This window comes from Streptomyces klenkii (assembly GCF_003626645.1).
Classification (GTDB): Bacteria; Actinomycetota; Actinomycetes; order Streptomycetales; family Streptomycetaceae; genus Streptomyces; species Streptomyces klenkii.
This window is the reverse complement of the sequence record NZ_RBAM01000002.1, coordinates 543,754-559,028: the sequence shown is the minus strand read 5'-3', so window position 1 is coordinate 559,028 and position 15,275 is coordinate 543,754. Positions and strand designations below refer to the sequence as shown.

The window sequence follows — 15,275 nt, the reverse complement described above, 5'->3', positions numbered from 1 at the left end:
GGGCGTCCCCGGCCGTCGCGCTCGGCCCTCACCTGCCCTTCGGGCTAGCGGCGGGTGCGCCGGCGGAGCGGACGGACTGTCACTGGCGGGATCACTTGACGCCCAGCGAGGCGTAGTCGTAGCGGCCGTTGTAGATGTCGGCCGTGTAGACGTTGGTCAGCCGGGAGCTGCGCCAGATGATGTTCTTCTCGTAGGTGAAGGGCAGGTACCAGGCGCCGTCCATGACCTTCTTGTTGGCTTCCTGGTAGAGCTTCCCGGCCTTCTCGACGTCGGTCTCCGCGATGGCCTCGTCGAAGGTCTTGTTGACCGCGGGGTCGTTGAGCTCGGGGTAGTTCTGGTTGCCGCTCTGCTGGATGAAGCGGCCGTCGGCGATCGGCTGGAGGAAGCCCTGGCCGCTGGGGAAGTCGGAGCCCCAGCCCATGATGATGATGCCGTAGCCCTTGGCCTTGACGTTCTCCGGCGAGCCGATGATGCCGGTGGACTGCGCGCCGTCGTACTTGTCGATCTGCGCGTCGATGCCGATGGCCTTCAGCGACGCCTGGAGCGACTCGGCGGTGGCGACCTCCTGCATCTTGTTGTTGCGCACGGCGATCGTCGTCTTGAAGCCCTCGGGCTTGCCGCAGGCCTTCAGCTCCTCCTTGGCCTTGGCCACGTCGGGCTTGCCCTGCTTCATGTTGTACGGGTCGTAGCCGGGGTCGAAGCCCTTGACGGCCGGCGGCAGCATGCTGATGCCGATGTCGCCGCCCGCCTGGGGGCCGCCGCGGGCGGTCTGGAGCGAGGTGTGGTCGGCGCCGTAGATGACGGCCTTGCGGCAGTGCTCGTTGTCGAACGGGGCGACGGTCTTGGGGAAGGCCGCGTAGCGGATGAAGCCGGTCTGCGGGTTGTCGACGTTGGCCTTGTGCTCCTTGAGGGCCTTCTGGCGGCCCGCCGAACCCATGCCGGTGGCGTTGATGTCGAGGTCGTAGTCGCCCTTGATCAGCCGGTTGTCCATGTCGTCGGCGTTGGTGATCAGCGTGACCGAGATCTTGTCCGGCAGGGCCTTGCGGATGCTGTCGGAGTCCTTGTTCCACTTGTCGTTGCGGACCAGCTCGAGGCCCTTGTTCGGGCTGTACGAGACGAACTTGTACGGCCCGCTGGAGAACGGCTTCTGGCCGTAGCGCTCCGCGGTGTCCTTGTCCGGGCGGACCGGGGCCGCGGCGGGCATGGCCAGCATCTGGAGGAAGTCGCCGTTGGGTTTGGGGAGTTTGAAGACGATCGTCTTGTCGTCCGGCGTCTCGATCGCCTTCAGCCCGAGCTTGTCCTTGCTCTCGTCCTTGTACGGGCCCTTGTACGTCTTCTCCGGGTCCAGGACCTGCATCAGCCAGGTGGGGCCGCCGGAGATCTTGTCGGTGGCCCAGGTGCGCTCGATGCCGTACTTGATGTGCCGGGCGGTCAGCGGCTGCCCGTCCTCCCAGGTCAGGCCGGGCCGCAGGGTGAAGGTGTAGGTCTTCTTGTCGTCCGAGACCTTGCCGGTGTCGGTGGCCATGTCCGGCACCAGCGTGGTGCTCTCGCCGCCGGCGGCCGGCTTCGAGGTGATCAGCGTGCGCGTGTAGTAGCGGGCGAAGTCCCACATGAATCCGTAGTAACCGCGCTGCGGGTCCCAGGAGTCGGCGTCCTGCGTGCCGATGAACTTCAGCTCGCCGCCCTTCTTCTCGGAGGCGCCCACGACCTTGCCGATCCCGGCGTTGAAGCCCGCGCCCTTGCCCTCCCCGCCGCCGTCCTTGCTGCCGCCACCGCCGCCGCAGGCGGCCGTCGTGACCAGGGCCGCGACCACGAGGGCCGCACCGGCGGCGGACCTGCGCCCAGGGGTTCTCTGTGTACTCAAGGTGTCGCGACCTCCGTGATCGTCGCCGCCCGGGAGCGGGCCGGCGGGTTTGCGGACGTAAGCCTCCTGACGGACCGACAGGGGCGGTGGGACACGAGCGGGACGGCGGATGCGGGCCCCGGGCGGGCGCTAGCGCGACCCCTTGGGGTCCAGCGCGTCCCGGACACCGTCGCCGAAGAGGTTGAACGCGAGGACGGTGACGAAGATGGCGAGACCCGGGATGATCATGAAGATCGGGTCCGCCTCGTAGTGGTCCACGGCCCTGGCGAGCATTTCGCCCCACGATGCCGTGGGGGGCTTGACTCCGGTACCGAGGAAGCTGAGGGCGGCCTCGGTGAGGACGTTGGTGGGGATCATCAGCGTGGTGTACACGGTGATCGGCGCGACCAGGTTGGGCAGCAGCTCGCGGAAGAGGATGTAGCCGCGGCCGGCGCCCAGGCTGCGCGCGGCCTCGACGTACTCCCGCTCTCTGAGCGAGAGGGTCTGGCCGCGCACGATGCGCCCGATGTAGGGCCAGCCGAAGAAGCCGATGACGGCGATCAGCACCCCCATGCGCACGCCCGAACCGGTCAGGCCCCAGAGGGAGTCGGGGACCACGGACACCAGCGCGATGATGAACAGCAGCTGGGGGAAGGCCAGCAGGAGGTCCATGACCCGGCTGATCACGGCGTCGACCCAGCCGCCGAAGAAGCCGGCGACGATGCCGAAGACGGTGCCGATGACGACCGCGACGACGGCGGACAGGAAGGCCACGAGGAGCGAGACCCGGGCCCCGTAGACGATGCGGCTGAAGACGTCGCGCCCGTTCGTGGGTTCGACGCCGAAGAGGAAGTCCGAGTTGATTCCGCCCCAGCTGCCCTTGGGCGTGCTGAAGAGGGGGTCGATCTGGTCCTCGTGGAACTCGTTGGGCGGGTGGCCCAGCGCGCCCACGATCAGCGGCGCGAAGAGCGCCACGAGGATGAGCAGCACCACGACGGTGCCGCCGGCCAGGGCGAACTTGTCGCGCCTCAGCCGGATCCAGGCGATCCGCCAGGGGGACCGGCCCTCGATGGCCTTGACCGGGAGGTCGGCGGCGAGGTCGACGGCAGCGGTCTGCGCCGCGTCCGTGTCGTGCAGTGGTGCCGTCATCGTCTGGTGGACCCCCCTCGGCCGGCACGCGCCGGTCCAACCCCGCCGCGGATGCGGCTGGTTCACATCACTGGTGCGAAAGGTGCGATGGTGCGAGAAGTTGCGGGACGTGCACGCGGAGCAGGTCGTACGCGGGAGCCGGGGTCCTCGTCACGTCGGACCCGGAGTCCTTGTGGCGGGAGTCTTCAACGGCTCCGCGATCACCCGCCAGACCCGGTCGGCAAAGGATGCGCAACCGTGATGTGTGCAGAGGAATTCCGTTATACGGACAACGTGATCGGCCTACGGGGCACGGGGCGGGCGCGCGGGCCCGCCGGGCGTCCGTCAGTAGGCCCCGGTCTGCGGGGGGTAGCCGTAACCGGAGGGCGCGGCGGACGCGCCGTGGGCGTCGCGGTCGTAGAACGGGCGGGCGTTGGCGCGCATCCACATCGCGACCGGGTCGTGCTCGTCCGCCATCGCGACCGTGGACACCGGCAGGCCGTCCGGCACCGCGCCGATCGACTGCTGCATCATCAGCCGCACGGACTCCACGGACCCCGGCGAGGTGTCGTACAGGTCCAGGCCGATCGCCAGGTACGCGCTGCCGAGGGCGGGCTGCACCCAGGCGCGGCGCAGCGAGCGCACCGCGGGGGTGCGGTGGGCGTTCTGCCCGAGGAGGGCGTAGAACTGCGGGATCTCCACGCCGGGCTCGCTCAGGCGCAGCGGCCCGGCCGGCAGCCGGTCCAGGCCGCCGGCGATGCGGCGCAGGTCGAGCCAGGGGATGCCGACGCCGCCGCCGGGCGCGTGCGGGTTGAGCCACAGGCCCCAGCGGCCGGGGTAGAGGGCCTCGGCGACGGCGCGGCCGGAGATCACCTCATGGGCGCGGTTCCAGCCGCTGGCGGCCAGCTCCTGGGCGGACGTCACACACGGGGCGTAGCCGAGGCCTTCAACCTCCATGTTGCCGTACTGGGCGTCGGGCGAACCGGCCTGGCCGTGCCAGAGCAGCATCCAGACCCGGCCCTCGGCCAGCGACCGCAGCAGTTCCTCGTACGCGTCGTACCGCCCGGGCGCCACTTGGCGCAGCATCTGCTCCACGCCGCTCTCCGCGCCCGCGCTCACCTGGGTCCGCCTCTTCTCTCGGCCTTGACTGCTGCTGCGACCCGGGAGCGCCGGTGCGCCCCCGTGGTCGTCCGACCAGCTTACGAGCCCGCCGCGGCGGACAGGGGACGAGTCACAGGTCGCGGTCGTAGAACGGGCGGATCCGCTCCCGCATCCAGTCGCCGACGGGGTCCCGCGCGACGTCGAGGAAGACCAGCTGGACGGGCCAGGGCACGGGCACGGAGCCGAGGGCGCGGCCGAGGGCCTCGTGCGCGGCGGTGCGGCTCTCCGGATCCGGCAGGTCCAGCTCGACGCCGATGAACAGCGCGGGGCCGGCGCCCTCGACGCTGGCGAGGGCGCGGCGCGCCGTGCGGACGGCGCGGGCGGCGGTGAACTCCAGGCCCGCGGCGGCCAGGAAGGCCGTCGGCTCCTCCTGCCAGTCGGGCTCGAAGAGCCGCACCCGGCCGCCGGTGGCGTCGCCGTCGAGGGCGGTGCGGCCGGCCCGGCACAGCTCGGCGACGGCCGGCGGGGGCAGCGGCGCGCCCACGGAGCCCTCGGGGTTGACGACGATGCCCACCTGCGGGGGCAGGCCGCGGGCGAACTCGACGGCCGGGGCGACCGCGTACGGCATGCGCTCGCCCGCGACGCGCAGGAGCTCGCCCTCGGAGCTGAAGACGGGCACGAAGGCGGCGCCGTCGAGCTCCAGCGTGGGCACGTCGAGGTCGGGGCTGTCCTGGCCGCCGCCGGCCGGAAGCGGAATCCAGACGTGGCTGCGGCCGAGCGCCTCCACGATGCGGGGGCCCGCGCCGGGCACGCCCACGGAGGCGGCGAGCACCTCTTCGAGCTCGTTGGCGGGCCAGCCGGGCGCCGTGCCCGCGGGCCCGCCGGGTGCGGGTGCGCCGCTGCCGGCGGGGGCTCGGGTCCAACCGCCGTGCTGCCCGGGGATGCTCATCTCGTCCAACTCGTCCAACGCCGTCCAACCACCGTCTCGACAAGGCCGCACCCGCACCCTAACGGCTGAACCCCCGGGAGCTCCCGCCGGCTGCCGAAATCGGCGGTGATGTCCCAGGTCAGAGGGGGCCGGGGCGGCGGTCACCCACTCCTGTCACGGCACTGACCGTGTCCCCCGGGTTGCGCAGTGCCACCACGCGTCCCACGGTGATCGGGCAGCCTCCCGACAGCCGAAGGGACCTCCAGCATGCGTGTCCACAAGTTCGCCGCACCGGCGATAGCCGTCGCCGCCTGCGGATCCGTCGCCGTGGCCGTCGCGGGCCCCTCCCTCGCCGCGGTCAACGCGCCGGACCCCGACATGTCCGTCGTCGTGACCATCCCGTCCGAGGCGCCGAAGTCGGGGGCGGCGGCCCAGCAGCAACAGCTCGACGCGGTGGGGCAGCTGGGGGAGGTGCTCACCCTCATCTCCCGGATCGGCAAGGAAGCCCGGTCGAAGACGCCCGACGTGGCCGCGCTCAAGGACATGCAGCAGCGGCTGCGGGCGGCGACGGGGCACCTCTCGGACTCCCTGAGGCAGTCCCCGCCCACCAGGGGGCGCACGGCGACGGACCCCGTGGGCGACGTCCAGGACCTGCTGAAGAAGCTGGGGGCGGCGGTACAGAAGCTGATCGCCGCGGCGGAGAAGAACGACACGGCGGGCGTCCAGGCGGCGATCAACGAGGCCCTGACCGTCGTGAAGGACCTCCTGGCCAAACTCCCGCTGACGGGAGCGGGAAGCAACATGCCGCTGCCGGTACCGCTGCCGCTGTAGGCCGGACCCTCCACGCAGGCCTGCCGAACCGGGCGCCTACGTGAAGGAGATCCCCCGCAGCGCGTCCGCCGCCGCGCGGTCCAGGACCACCGCCGACGCCACCCCCTCCGGGACGGACCGGGCCGTGACCTCGGCGATCAGGCGGGCCATCGCCCGCCGGTGCCGTCCGAACGCGTGCGGCGAGACGCCCCGGCCCCGCGCCGCCTGCCCGGCCAGGGCCGTGCCCGGCGGCACGTCGAGGAGCAGGAGGTGGGCCGCGGTGCCCCGGCGGCGGGCGTCGCGGGCGACCCAGCGGCGCACCCACCCCCGCTGCCCGCAGTCGTGCACGACGACGCTCGCGCCGGAGCGCAGGGCGCGCCGCAGCGCCGCGTAGTGGGCGAGGCGGGCGAACGGCCGGTAGGCGCCGTACGGGAGCCAGTCGGGCGCGCGCCGCTCCAGCCGCTCGCGGGCGTCCTGGGAGTCGACGCACCAGACGATCCCGTCGCGCGCGTCCAGTGCGGCCACGGCGCGCCGGATGAGCGTGGACTTCCCGCTCCCGGGCAGCCCGGAGACGATCAGCAGGTCCCCCGCGGGGAAGCGCAGCTCTCCGCGGCCCGCTCCGCCGCGCAGGTCCAGCACCCCGGCGCGGGGCCGCGCCGCCGGTGCCGGGCCGTCCTGGGCCGCGGCGGCCGCCGCTGCCGTACCCGCCGCCGGTGCTGTCGATGCCGGTGGTTCTGTCGGTGCTGTCGGTGCTGATCCCATCGGTTCTGTCCTCCCCCGGCCCGGTCACTGCCCGTCACCAGCCCCTACCCACGGAACGTAAAGGCAAGGTAATCGAATTCGAAGGGCGCCAGGCAGTCCGCATCGCGCTCGTACGTGCAATGATGTGCGCGCCAACTGCGTATCCAACTGCATACCGGCCGCTCGAATCCGCGCGGGAGAGTCCCAGTCAGCACGCCACGCCGTGTTGTCCTGGGCGCCGAAGGAGCAAGTTCCTCCCTTGAATCTCTCAGGCCCCGTACCGCGCGGACGAGGCAGATCTGAAAAGCGGGCCGCGCCCTGTGCGGCCCCACCCAAGGTGCAAGCCGGGCTCCCGCGTGTCGCGGCGGCTTCCGGTGAACCTCTCAGGTTCCGATGACAGATGGGGAGGACGTCCTCACTGCCATGTCCGGGAGCCCACACCATGACAGACACCCCTCGCCGCACATCCCTCGACGCCCTGCACCGCGAGCTCGGCGCGACGATGACCGACTTCGCGGGCTGGGACATGCCGCTGCGCTACGGCAGCGAGCGCGACGAGCACGTCGCGGTCCGCACCCGCGCGGGCCTCTTCGACCTCTCGCACATGGGCGAGATCACCGTGACCGGCCCGCAGGCCGCCGCCCTGCTGGACTACGCCCTGGTGGGCAACATAGGGAGCGTGGCGACCGGCCGCGCCCGCTACACGATGATCTGCCGTGAGGACGGCGGCATCCTCGACGACCTGATCGTCTACCGCCTCGCCGACACCGAGTACATGGTCGTGGCCAACGCCTCCAACGCGCAGACCGTGCTCGACGCGCTGACCGGGCGCGCCGCCGGCTTCGAGGCGGAGGTCCGCGACGACCGCGAGGCGTACGCGCTCCTCGCCGTCCAGGGGCCGGCCTCGCCGGGCATCCTGAAGTCCGTCACGGACGCCGACCTGGACGGCCTGAAGTACTACGCGGGCCTGCCGGGCACCGTCGCGGGCGTGCCGGCCCTCATCGCCCGCACCGGCTACACGGGCGAGGACGGCTTCGAGCTGTTCGTCGCCCCCGGCGACGCCGAGAAGCTGTGGAAGGCCCTCACGGAGGCGGGCGCGGACGCCGGCCTCGTGCCGTGCGGGCTCTCCTGCCGCGACACGCTGCGCCTGGAGGCGGGCATGCCGCTGTACGGGCACGAGCTGACGACCGCGACCACCCCGTTCGACGCGGGCCTGGGGCGGGTCGTGAAGTTCGAGAAGGAGGGCGACTTCGTGGGCCGGGCGGCGCTGCTGGCGGCCGCGGAGCGCGCCGAGGCGCAGCCGCCGCGCAAGCTCGTCGGGCTGGTCGCCGAGGGCCGCCGCGTGCCGCGCGCCGGCTTCGCGGTGGTGGCCGGCGGCGAGGTCGTCGGCGAGGTCACCTCCGGCGCCCCCTCCCCCACGCTCGGCAAGCCGATCGCGATCGCATACGTGGACGCGGCGCACGCCGCGCCCGGCACGGCGGGCGTGGGCGTGGACATCCGCGGCAGCCACGAGCCGTACGAGGTCGTCGCCCTGCCCTTCTACAAGCGGCAGCGCTGATCGTCCGGGGCTGATCCCGGGTCCGCCCGGAGATCATCCGGACCGCTCCGTTCTCACCTGTCAAGACCCGTTGCACAAGCACTCACGCGCATCCAGGAGAATCTAGCCATGAGCAACCCCCAGCAGCTGCGCTACAGCAAGGAGCACGAGTGGCTGTCGGCCGTCGACGCGGACGGCGTGGCCACGGTCGGCATCACCGAGTTCGCCGCGAACGCGCTCGGTGACGTCGTCTACGCCCAGCTCCCGGCCGTCGGTGACACCGTCACCGCGGGCGAGACCTGTGGCGAGCTGGAGTCGACCAAGTCGGTCAGCGACCTGTACTCCCCGGTGACCGGCGAGGTCACCGAGGCCAACCAGGCCGTGGTGGACGACCCCTCGCTGGTGAACTCCGCCCCCTTCGAGGGCGGCTGGCTGTTCAAGGTGAAGATCACGGACGAGCCGGCGGACCTCCTCTCCGCCGACGCGTACGTCGCCCTCACCGCAGGCTGACCCCGCCCCTCGCCCTCCTCCGCCCAGGAAGTCCAGGAAGAACTCATGTCGCTTCTGAACAGCTCCCTCCATGAGCTCGACCCCGACGTCGCCGCCGCTGTCGACGCCGAACTCCACCGCCAGCAGTCCACCCTCGAAATGATCGCGTCGGAGAACTTCGCTCCGGTCGCGGTCATGGAGGCCCAGGGCTCGGTCCTCACCAACAAGTACGCCGAGGGCTACCCCGGCCGCCGCTACTACGGTGGCTGCGAGCACGTCGATGTCATCGAGCAGATCGCCATCGACCGGATCAAGGCGCTCTTCGGTGCCGAGCACGCGAACGTCCAGCCGCACTCCGGTGCGCAGGCCAACGCCGCCGCGATGTTCGCGCTGATCAAGCCGGGCGACACCATCCTGGGTCTGAACCTCGCCCACGGCGGGCACCTGACCCACGGCATGAAGATCAACTTCTCCGGCAAGCTCTACAACGTGGTCGCCTACCACGTCGACGAGCAGACCAACCTGGTCGACATGGAGGAGGTCGAGCGCCTCGCCAAGGAGCACCGCCCGAAGCTGATCGTCGCCGGCTGGTCCGCGTACCCGCGCCAGCTGGACTTCGCGGCCTTCCGCCGGATCGCCGACGAGGTCGGCGCGTACCTGATGGTCGACATGGCCCACTTCGCGGGCCTCGTCGCCGCCGGGCTGCACCCCTCCCCGGTGCCGCACGCGCACGTCGTGACCACCACCACGCACAAGACCCTCGGCGGTCCGCGCGGCGGTGTGATCCTCTCCACGGCCGAGCTGGCCAAGAAGATCAACTCTGCCGTCTTCCCCGGTCAGCAGGGTGGTCCGCTGGAGCACGTGATCGCCGCGAAGGCCGTCTCCTTCAAGGTCGCGGCCAGCGAGGAGTTCAAGGAGCGCCAGCAGCGTACGCTGGAGGGCGCGAAGATCCTGGCCGAGCGCCTGGTGCAGCCTGACGTCGCCGAGGCGGGCGTCTCCGTCCTCTCCGGCGGTACGGACGTGCACCTGGTGCTGGTGGACCTGCGCAACTCCGAGCTGGACGGCCAGCAGGCCGAGGACCGCCTCCACGAGGTCGGGATCACGGTCAACCGGAACGCCATCCCGAACGACCCGCGGCCCCCGATGGTCACCTCGGGTCTGCGGATCGGCACGCCGGCGCTGGCCACCCGCGGCTTCCAGGCGGAGGACTTCCGCGAGGTCGCCGAGATCATCGCGGCGGCGCTGAAGCCGTCCTACGACGCGGAGGCCCTGCGCGGCCGCGTCACGGCGCTCGCGGACAAGCACCCGCTGTACCCCGGCCTGAAGTAACACATAGGCATCCGATTCACCCAAAGGTACGGGGCACCGGGCACACTGAAGAGTGAGCGCCCGGTGCCCCGCGCCACGCGCCCCCGCGCACACCACCGGGTGCGCCCCCCGAGCGGGACCTCCGGGCACCACCCCGTACCACCCCGTACCACCTCCAAGCAGACAGGGAGCAGCCACCGTGGCCATCTCCGTTTTCGATCTCTTCTCGATCGGCATAGGCCCGTCCAGCTCCCACACGGTCGGCCCCATGCGGGCCGCGCTGATGTTCACGCGACGGCTGAAGAACGAGGGCCTGCTGGCCCACACCGCCTCCGTCCGTGCCGAGCTGTTCGGCTCCCTCGGCGCCACCGGCCACGGCCACGGCACCCCCAAGGCCGTCCTGCTGGGCCTGGAGGGATACTCCCCGCGCACGGTCGACGTCGAGCTGGCGGACGCCGAGGTCGAGCGGATCCGCGAGTCGAAGCGGCTGCGGCTGCTCGGCGCGGAGATCGGCAGCACCCACGAGATCGACTTCGACGAGTCGAGCCAGCTGATCCTGCACCGCCGCCGCTCCCTGCCGTACCACGCCAACGGCATGACCCTCTTCGCCTACGACGAGGCCGGCGCCCCCCTGCTGGAGAAGACCTACTACTCGGTCGGCGGCGGCTTCGTCGTGGACGAGGACGCGGTCGGCGAGGACCGCATCAAGCTCGACGACACCGTGCTGAAGTACCCCTTCCGCACCGGTGACGAGCTGCTGCGCATGTCCCGCGAGTCCGGCCTGTCGATCTCCGCGATGATGATGGAGAACGAGAAGGCCTGGCGCACCGAGACGGAGATCCGCGAGGGCCTCCTGGAGATCTGGCGCGTGATGCAGGCGTGCGTCTCGCGCGGCATGTCCCGCGAGGGCATCCTGCCGGGCGGCCTGAAGGTCCGCCGCCGCGCCGCGAACACCGCCCGCCAGCTGCGCGCCGAGGGCGACCCGCAGGCCCGCGCCATGGAGTGGATCACGATCTACGCCATGGCCGTCAACGAGGAGAACGCCGCGGGCGGCCGCGTCGTGACCGCCCCCACCAACGGCGCCGCCGGCATCATCCCGGCCGTCCTGCACTACTACATGAACTTCGTGCCGGGCGCGGACGAGGACGGCATCGTCCGCTTCCTGCTCGCCGCGGGCGCGATCGGCCTGCTCTTCAAGGAGAACGCCTCGATCTCCGGCGCCGAGGTCGGCTGCCAGGGCGAGGTCGGCTCCGCCTGCTCCATGGCCTCCGGCGGCCTCGCCGAGGTCCTCGGCGGCTCCCCCGAGCAGGTGGAGAACGCCGCCGAGATCGGCATGGAGCACAACCTGGGCCTGACCTGCGACCCGGTCGGCGGCCTCGTCCAGATCCCGTGCATCGAGCGCAACGGCATGGCCGCCGCGAAGGCGGTCACCGCGGCCCGCATGGCCCTGCGCGGCGACGGCCGGCACCACGTCTCCCTCGACAAGGTCATCAAGACCATGAAGGAGACGGGCGCGGACATGAGCGTCAAGTACAAGGAGACGGCGCGCGGCGGTCTCGCCGTGAACATCATCGAGTGCTGACGCACTGACGACGACGGGCGGGCGCCGGATTCCGGCGCCCGCCCGTCGTACTGTTCCCGCCGCTTCCGCTCCCGCTACTTCTGCTTCTTCATCTCGGCCTCCATGACCTCCTTCTCGGTCGCCGTCTCGGCGGCCGGCGGAGGCTTGATGCCCGGGTCCGCGCCCCATTCGCGGTACTCGTCGGCCCGGCGGTACTCGCCCTCGGAGCCCTTGCCCGACTCCTCGGTCTTCGCGACCGCCCCGTCCTGGCCGACCCAGACGGTGAGGACGGCCTTCTCCACGCCCTCCTGCTTCCACTGCTTCACCGTGAAGTCGCGGTCCTTGTCCCGCATCGCGTCGCCCTTGTACGCGGCGAGCTCCGAGACGACGACCGTGCCCTGGAAGCGGGCCGCGCGGCGGCCGCCGACCGTCTCGACGCCCGTGTTCTTCACGTCCTTGGACGTGGCGAGGGCCGACGTCAGCCGGACGAAGAGCTCCGTCGAGGGGTCCTTGCTCTTGTCGGCTCCATCGACGCTGAACGTCCACCACTTCTTGCCGGGGACCTTCTCCCCGTTGAAGTACATCTTGTCGCCGACGGTGATCATGTGGGAGACGCCGTCCGGGAGCTCGGCCGTCTTCGGGCCCACGTCCTTCATCTCGGAGGCGTGGGGCTTCACCTGGAACGCGCCCTCGGTGACGTACTCGCCGTCCTTGTCCTTGCGCGTCCCCTTGGTGCGGAAGCTGTTCTGCTCCGCCCCCTTGGCCGCGGCCGCCTTGAGGGCCGTGACCGGGTCGGCCGTCTTGAGCGCCTTGTCGGCGCCGTCCTCGGCCGGCTTCTGCGCGCCGCCGCCCCCGCACGCAGCCAGGCTCAGGGCGAGCGCGATCCCGGTGGCCGCCACGACGCTCTTACGTATCGCCTTCAAGGGTCTTAACTATCCTTTGTCCGCACTTCGTAAAGTTTTGGTCAGGATATCCCGAACGATCACAGGTGGCGAGCGAAAATGACCATGACTGGAAACAGCGTGTCAGCTCACGGATGCCGTCAGTAATGTCAACGCCCTCGTTCTGTTCTGTTCACCCCTGATCGAGGAGCCTTCGCCATGCGCCATCCCCTCCGCGCCACCGCAGCGATCCTCGGCGCCGTCGCCGCCCTCGGGGTCGCGGCACCCACGGCCGGCGCCGACACCGCGTCCACTCCCCCGGCGCCCGCCGGCGCCGTGCTCATCCACAACGGCGCGCTCGGCGGCTGCCTGACCGCCGAAGGATCCGGCTACCGCGACCCGCACGGCACGCCGCGCCCCTGGCTGGTGGCCCTGCAGCCGTGCCGGGAGTCCGGGCGGCTCGCCCAGACCTGGGTCTACAGCTCCGCCACGCACCAGTTCTCGTCACAGGCCCAGCCCTACCGCTGCATCAGCTCCGGCGCCGGCACCGGCAGACCGGGCGCGCTGCTCGTCACCGCGCCGTGCGACGCGGACGCGGCGGGGCAGCGCTTCCGCGCCGAGCGGACCGGCTCGGGCGAGCGGCAGAAGGTCGTCGCGGAGGCGGACGGCCGGATCTGGGAGCAGGCCGCGCACCGCACCGGCACCTCGCGCGACGCGACGGGCGAGGGGGTGCGGACGGTGCGCGACACGGGCTCCGCGGGCGCGGAGCGCAGCTGGCTCCTCAGCCGCGGCTGACGCGCGTCTCCGCCCGGAGCCAGGCCAGGTACGCGTCACTGCCCGCCGTGACGGGGGTGGCGATGATCTCCGGCGTCTCGTAGGTGTGCTCGCTCTTGATGCGGAGTTCGAGCTCGCGGTAGCGGTCCGCGGTGGTCTTGTAGAGGACGCGCCACTCGGTGTCGCTCCGCACCTCGTCCTGCCAGCGGTAGACGCTCGTGACGGGGCCGTCGATCTGGGCGCAGGCGGCGAGCCGCGCCCCGACGGCGGTGGCGGCGAGGTGCCGGGCGCGCTCCTCGCTGTCGGTCGTCGTCATCACGGCGAGGTACTGGGTGTCCTGGGCCTCCGGCATGGCGCCGACCGTACCGCAGGGGGCCGCGGCGACAGGGCGGCCGGGCAGGTCGTGCGGCGGGCGGCGGTGCGGCGTTGTCAGTGGCGGCGGTTACGCTCGCAGGCATGAGTTACGCAGACCTGCGCGAACTCCAGAGCGCGCTCACCACCGCCTCGGACATCGCCTTCTCCCTCGACGCCGCCGCGCCCGCGCCCCATGAGGCCGAGCAGTTGGTGGACGCCCTGCGCAGGGCGCTGACCGCGGCGAGCGCCCTGAGCGGCGGGCTGGGGGCCACGGGCTGCTCGGAGCATCCCAAGGGCCCCGTGGATCCCCTGTACGGGGACAAGAGCGACCCCCTGCCGCAGGGCTGGGGCCGGTGCCTGCTGTGCAACGACCGGCGGCGGCGGGCCGGGGCGCAGCGGCGCGGCTGGCGCTGAGCCGGCCGCGGCCGCGGGACTGCATTTAATCCTTGCTGCTTGCCGGCACCTTTGCCGCTTGCCGGCGGAGCCGCACTCAGCCCTTGTTGACCGACGCCCAGAACTCGTCGAAGGACAGCAGGCGGTCGCCGTTGGTGTCCTTGGAGTCGATGATCGACTGGGCGACGGCCTCGGTGACGAAGTGGTCGCCGAGCTGCGCCATGGCCTTCTTGTACTCGGCGGCCGTGATGAACCCGTCGCCGTCGATGTCGAACTTGGCGAACGTCTCGCGTGCGCTCTCGATGTCGGCCATAAGAGCCTCCCCTTTGGTGTGCTGATGTGACCGGCACAGAGTAGCGGCCCGTTCGAGGAGTTCGATCACGGCCGGATATCACTCTCTGTGATTTCGCATAAAAATAAGTGATCTCCATGATCTATTCGCGAATTTCAAGGCACGTGGCTCACCTCACCTTTGATTTCCGAGAGAAATGGCGCCACTTGCCCGAATTGAACGGATAGCCGTTTTGGCTGGAACGCGCCCCGTCTGCCATAGTCGGAAGCCACGACCCTCATTGACCCGAGCCAGGTCGTCTTGCACGCCGCGGAGCACACCCCATTTCTCCGCGGCGCACGAAGAGGCCCCCGCCCCGTCGCACGCCGACGGATGGGGGCCTCTTCGTTTGCCCGGTCGCTTCCTCCGACCGCTCAGCGAACGCTCAGCGGTCGGCGACGCGCATCTCGAACCACGTCGTCTTGCCGCGCGCCAGCAGGTCCACTCCCCAGCGGTCGGAGAGCTTGTCGACGAGGAACAGGCCCCGGCCGGTGACGTCGAGCTCGCGCACGGGCATGAGGCAGGGCAGCCCCCGGGAGGGGTCGCGGACCTCTATCCGCAGCCAGCCCCTGCGGCGCAGCATCCGCAGGCCGAAGTAGCGCGCGCCGGTGTGCCGGACGGCGTTGCCGACGAGCTCGGAGACCAGCAGAACGGCGTGCTCGGTGAGTTGGCCAGAGAGGCCCCAGTGCCGCAGCACCACGGTCTGGGTGAGCCGCCGCGCGGCGACGGCGGACTCGGGGCGGGAGGGCAGGCGCACCTCGCCCTGTGTGGGGTTGCCGTACAGATCGAGCGCCTTGAGCGCCAGTTCATCCTCTACGGTCGGCGACCACCGGACAGCGGCGGTGGCTCCCCGCTGCCGTGGCTGCTCCGTTCCCTCCAGGCCCGCCATGCCCCCATCATGGCCGCCGCAAGCACGCCCGGGGCCGGAACCCGGGGATTCACCTGACCGGAAGGACAGCCTCCGGGGCGCCGCGGCGACATATGCCAAGGGCAGGCGATCTTCCCGGAAACCCTTGCTGACCTGCGGCGACCACAGTTTCCGGAAAGGCCGCCGAAAGCGGCCGGAAGGGCCGTCGCGGCGGGGCGTGCACAGTGC

General features: G+C 71.3%; 16 protein-coding genes and 1 riboswitch. Of the genes, 7 read left to right on the top strand and 9 right to left on the bottom strand.

Annotation, left to right across the window (positions count from 1 at the left end):
- Positions 1–91: 91 nt before the first annotated feature.
- The 4 genes from D7231_RS05860 to D7231_RS05845 all read right to left on the bottom strand — a co-directional run bounded on the left by D7231_RS05860 (position 92) and on the right by D7231_RS05845 (position 5,021).
- On the bottom strand, positions 92–1,864 hold the full coding sequence (locus D7231_RS05860) for an ABC transporter substrate-binding protein (RefSeq protein WP_120753837.1): 1,773 nt from the start codon (positions 1,862–1,864) through the stop codon (positions 92–94).
- Positions 1,865–1,993: 129 nt separating this feature from the next.
- A complete protein-coding gene (locus D7231_RS05855) occupies positions 1,994–2,992 on the bottom strand; it encodes an ABC transporter permease (RefSeq protein ID WP_120753836.1) in 999 nt (332 codons plus the stop codon).
- A gap of 324 nt (positions 2,993–3,316) precedes the next feature.
- Positions 3,317–4,057 (bottom strand): enhanced serine sensitivity protein SseB C-terminal domain-containing protein, encoded by a 741-nt coding sequence (locus D7231_RS05850; protein WP_120754016.1) that lies wholly within the window; start codon positions 4,055–4,057, stop codon positions 3,317–3,319.
- 145 nt (positions 4,058–4,202) lie between these two features.
- Entirely contained in the window at positions 4,203–5,021 is an 819-nt protein-coding gene (locus D7231_RS05845; protein WP_120753835.1) for an enhanced serine sensitivity protein SseB, read from the bottom strand.
- Between the two features lie 246 nt (positions 5,022–5,267).
- On the opposite strand from D7231_RS05845, the gene D7231_RS05840 reads away from it, so the two are divergent.
- Entirely contained in the window at positions 5,268–5,831 is a 564-nt protein-coding gene (locus D7231_RS05840) for a hypothetical protein (protein WP_120753834.1), read from the top strand.
- A 36-nt stretch (positions 5,832–5,867) separates the two neighbouring features.
- Here the strand turns inward: D7231_RS05840 and D7231_RS05835 are convergent, their stop codons facing one another.
- The gene (locus tag D7231_RS05835) at positions 5,868–6,572 is read right to left on the bottom strand and encodes an AAA family ATPase (protein WP_120753833.1); all 705 of its coding nucleotides are present in this window, start codon (positions 6,570–6,572) and stop codon (positions 5,868–5,870) included.
- Positions 6,573–6,735: 163 nt separating this feature from the next.
- Positions 6,736–6,844, top strand: a riboswitch (glycine riboswitch).
- A gap of 149 nt (positions 6,845–6,993) precedes the next feature.
- Here D7231_RS05835 and gcvT point away from each other — a divergent pair.
- The 4 genes from gcvT to D7231_RS05815 all read left to right on the top strand — a co-directional run bounded on the left by gcvT (position 6,994) and on the right by D7231_RS05815 (position 11,467).
- Entirely contained in the window at positions 6,994–8,109 is a 1,116-nt protein-coding gene (gene gcvT / locus D7231_RS05830) for a glycine cleavage system aminomethyltransferase GcvT (protein ID WP_120753832.1), read from the top strand.
- A gap of 108 nt (positions 8,110–8,217) precedes the next feature.
- On the top strand, positions 8,218–8,598 hold the full coding sequence (gene gcvH, locus D7231_RS05825) for a glycine cleavage system protein GcvH (RefSeq protein WP_120753831.1): 381 nt from the start codon (positions 8,218–8,220) through the stop codon (positions 8,596–8,598).
- A 45-nt stretch (positions 8,599–8,643) separates the two neighbouring features.
- Complete coding sequence (gene glyA / locus D7231_RS05820) at positions 8,644–9,906, top strand: serine hydroxymethyltransferase (protein WP_120753830.1); 1,263 nt, start codon at positions 8,644–8,646, stop codon at positions 9,904–9,906.
- 178 nt (positions 9,907–10,084) lie between these two features.
- The gene (locus D7231_RS05815) at positions 10,085–11,467 is read left to right on the top strand and encodes an L-serine ammonia-lyase (protein ID WP_120753829.1); all 1,383 of its coding nucleotides are present in this window, start codon (positions 10,085–10,087) and stop codon (positions 11,465–11,467) included.
- Between the two features lie 74 nt (positions 11,468–11,541).
- Here D7231_RS05815 and D7231_RS05810 read toward each other — a convergent pair whose 3' ends face one another.
- A complete protein-coding gene (locus D7231_RS05810) occupies positions 11,542–12,369 on the bottom strand; it encodes an SCO4651 family lipoprotein (RefSeq protein ID WP_120753828.1) in 828 nt (275 codons plus the stop codon).
- A 177-nt stretch (positions 12,370–12,546) separates the two neighbouring features.
- Between D7231_RS05810 and D7231_RS05805 the strand changes: the two genes are divergently transcribed.
- Positions 12,547–13,122, top strand: a complete 576-nt coding sequence (locus tag D7231_RS05805) for an RICIN domain-containing protein (protein ID WP_120753827.1) — start codon at positions 12,547–12,549, stop codon at positions 13,120–13,122.
- On the opposite strand, the gene cutA is transcribed toward D7231_RS05805, so the two are convergent.
- Entirely contained in the window at positions 13,109–13,453 is a 345-nt protein-coding gene (gene cutA, locus D7231_RS05800; protein WP_120753826.1) for a divalent-cation tolerance protein CutA, read from the bottom strand. The two genes, D7231_RS05805 and cutA, sit on opposite strands and share 14 nt — an antisense overlap.
- Before the next feature lie 104 nt (positions 13,454–13,557).
- Here cutA and D7231_RS05795 point away from each other — a divergent pair, with 104 nt between their 5' ends.
- Positions 13,558–13,869, top strand: coding sequence for a hypothetical protein (locus D7231_RS05795; RefSeq protein ID WP_120754015.1), 312 nt, complete (start codon positions 13,558–13,560; stop codon positions 13,867–13,869).
- 76 nt (positions 13,870–13,945) lie between these two features.
- Here the strand turns inward: D7231_RS05795 and D7231_RS05790 are convergent, their stop codons facing one another.
- Positions 13,946–14,161: an EF-hand domain-containing protein gene (locus tag D7231_RS05790; RefSeq protein WP_120753825.1), complete on the bottom strand. Its 216-nt coding sequence runs from the start codon at positions 14,159–14,161 to the stop codon at positions 13,946–13,948.
- A gap of 403 nt (positions 14,162–14,564) precedes the next feature.
- Positions 14,565–15,173 carry an ATP-binding protein gene (locus D7231_RS05785; RefSeq protein ID WP_391474065.1) on the bottom strand — a complete coding sequence of 203 codons (609 nt, stop codon included), beginning with the start codon at positions 15,171–15,173 and terminating at the stop codon, positions 14,565–14,567.
- Positions 15,174–15,275 lie beyond the last annotated feature (102 nt).

What these genes read in the sequence shown, in the direction of transcription:
- D7231_RS05795 (WP_120754015.1), top strand. Translation starts at nt 13,558, where the DNA reads ATGAGTTACGCAGACCTGCGCGAACTCCAGAGCGCGCTCACCACCGCC.
- D7231_RS05840 (WP_120753834.1), top strand. Translation starts at nt 5,268, where the DNA reads ATGCGTGTCCACAAGTTCGCCGCACCGGCGATAGCCGTCGCCGCCTGC.
- glyA (WP_120753830.1), top strand. Translation starts at nt 8,644, where the DNA reads ATGTCGCTTCTGAACAGCTCCCTCCATGAGCTCGACCCCGACGTCGCC.
- D7231_RS05850 (WP_120754016.1), bottom strand. Translation starts at nt 4,057, where the DNA reads ATGCTGCGCCAAGTGGCGCCCGGGCGGTACGACGCGTACGAGGAACTG.
- D7231_RS05845 (WP_120753835.1), bottom strand. Translation starts at nt 5,021, where the DNA reads ATGAGCATCCCCGGGCAGCACGGCGGTTGGACCCGAGCCCCCGCCGGC.
- D7231_RS05805 (WP_120753827.1), top strand. Translation starts at nt 12,547, where the DNA reads ATGCGCCATCCCCTCCGCGCCACCGCAGCGATCCTCGGCGCCGTCGCC.
- D7231_RS05855 (WP_120753836.1), bottom strand. Translation starts at nt 2,992, where the DNA reads ATGACGGCACCACTGCACGACACGGACGCGGCGCAGACCGCTGCCGTC.
- cutA (WP_120753826.1), bottom strand. Translation starts at nt 13,453, where the DNA reads ATGCCGGAGGCCCAGGACACCCAGTACCTCGCCGTGATGACGACGACC.
- gcvT (WP_120753832.1), top strand. Translation starts at nt 6,994, where the DNA reads ATGACAGACACCCCTCGCCGCACATCCCTCGACGCCCTGCACCGCGAG.
- D7231_RS05790 (WP_120753825.1), bottom strand. Translation starts at nt 14,161, where the DNA reads ATGGCCGACATCGAGAGCGCACGCGAGACGTTCGCCAAGTTCGACATC.
- gcvH (WP_120753831.1), top strand. Translation starts at nt 8,218, where the DNA reads ATGAGCAACCCCCAGCAGCTGCGCTACAGCAAGGAGCACGAGTGGCTG.
- D7231_RS05835 (WP_120753833.1), bottom strand. Translation starts at nt 6,572, where the DNA reads ATGGGATCAGCACCGACAGCACCGACAGAACCACCGGCATCGACAGCA.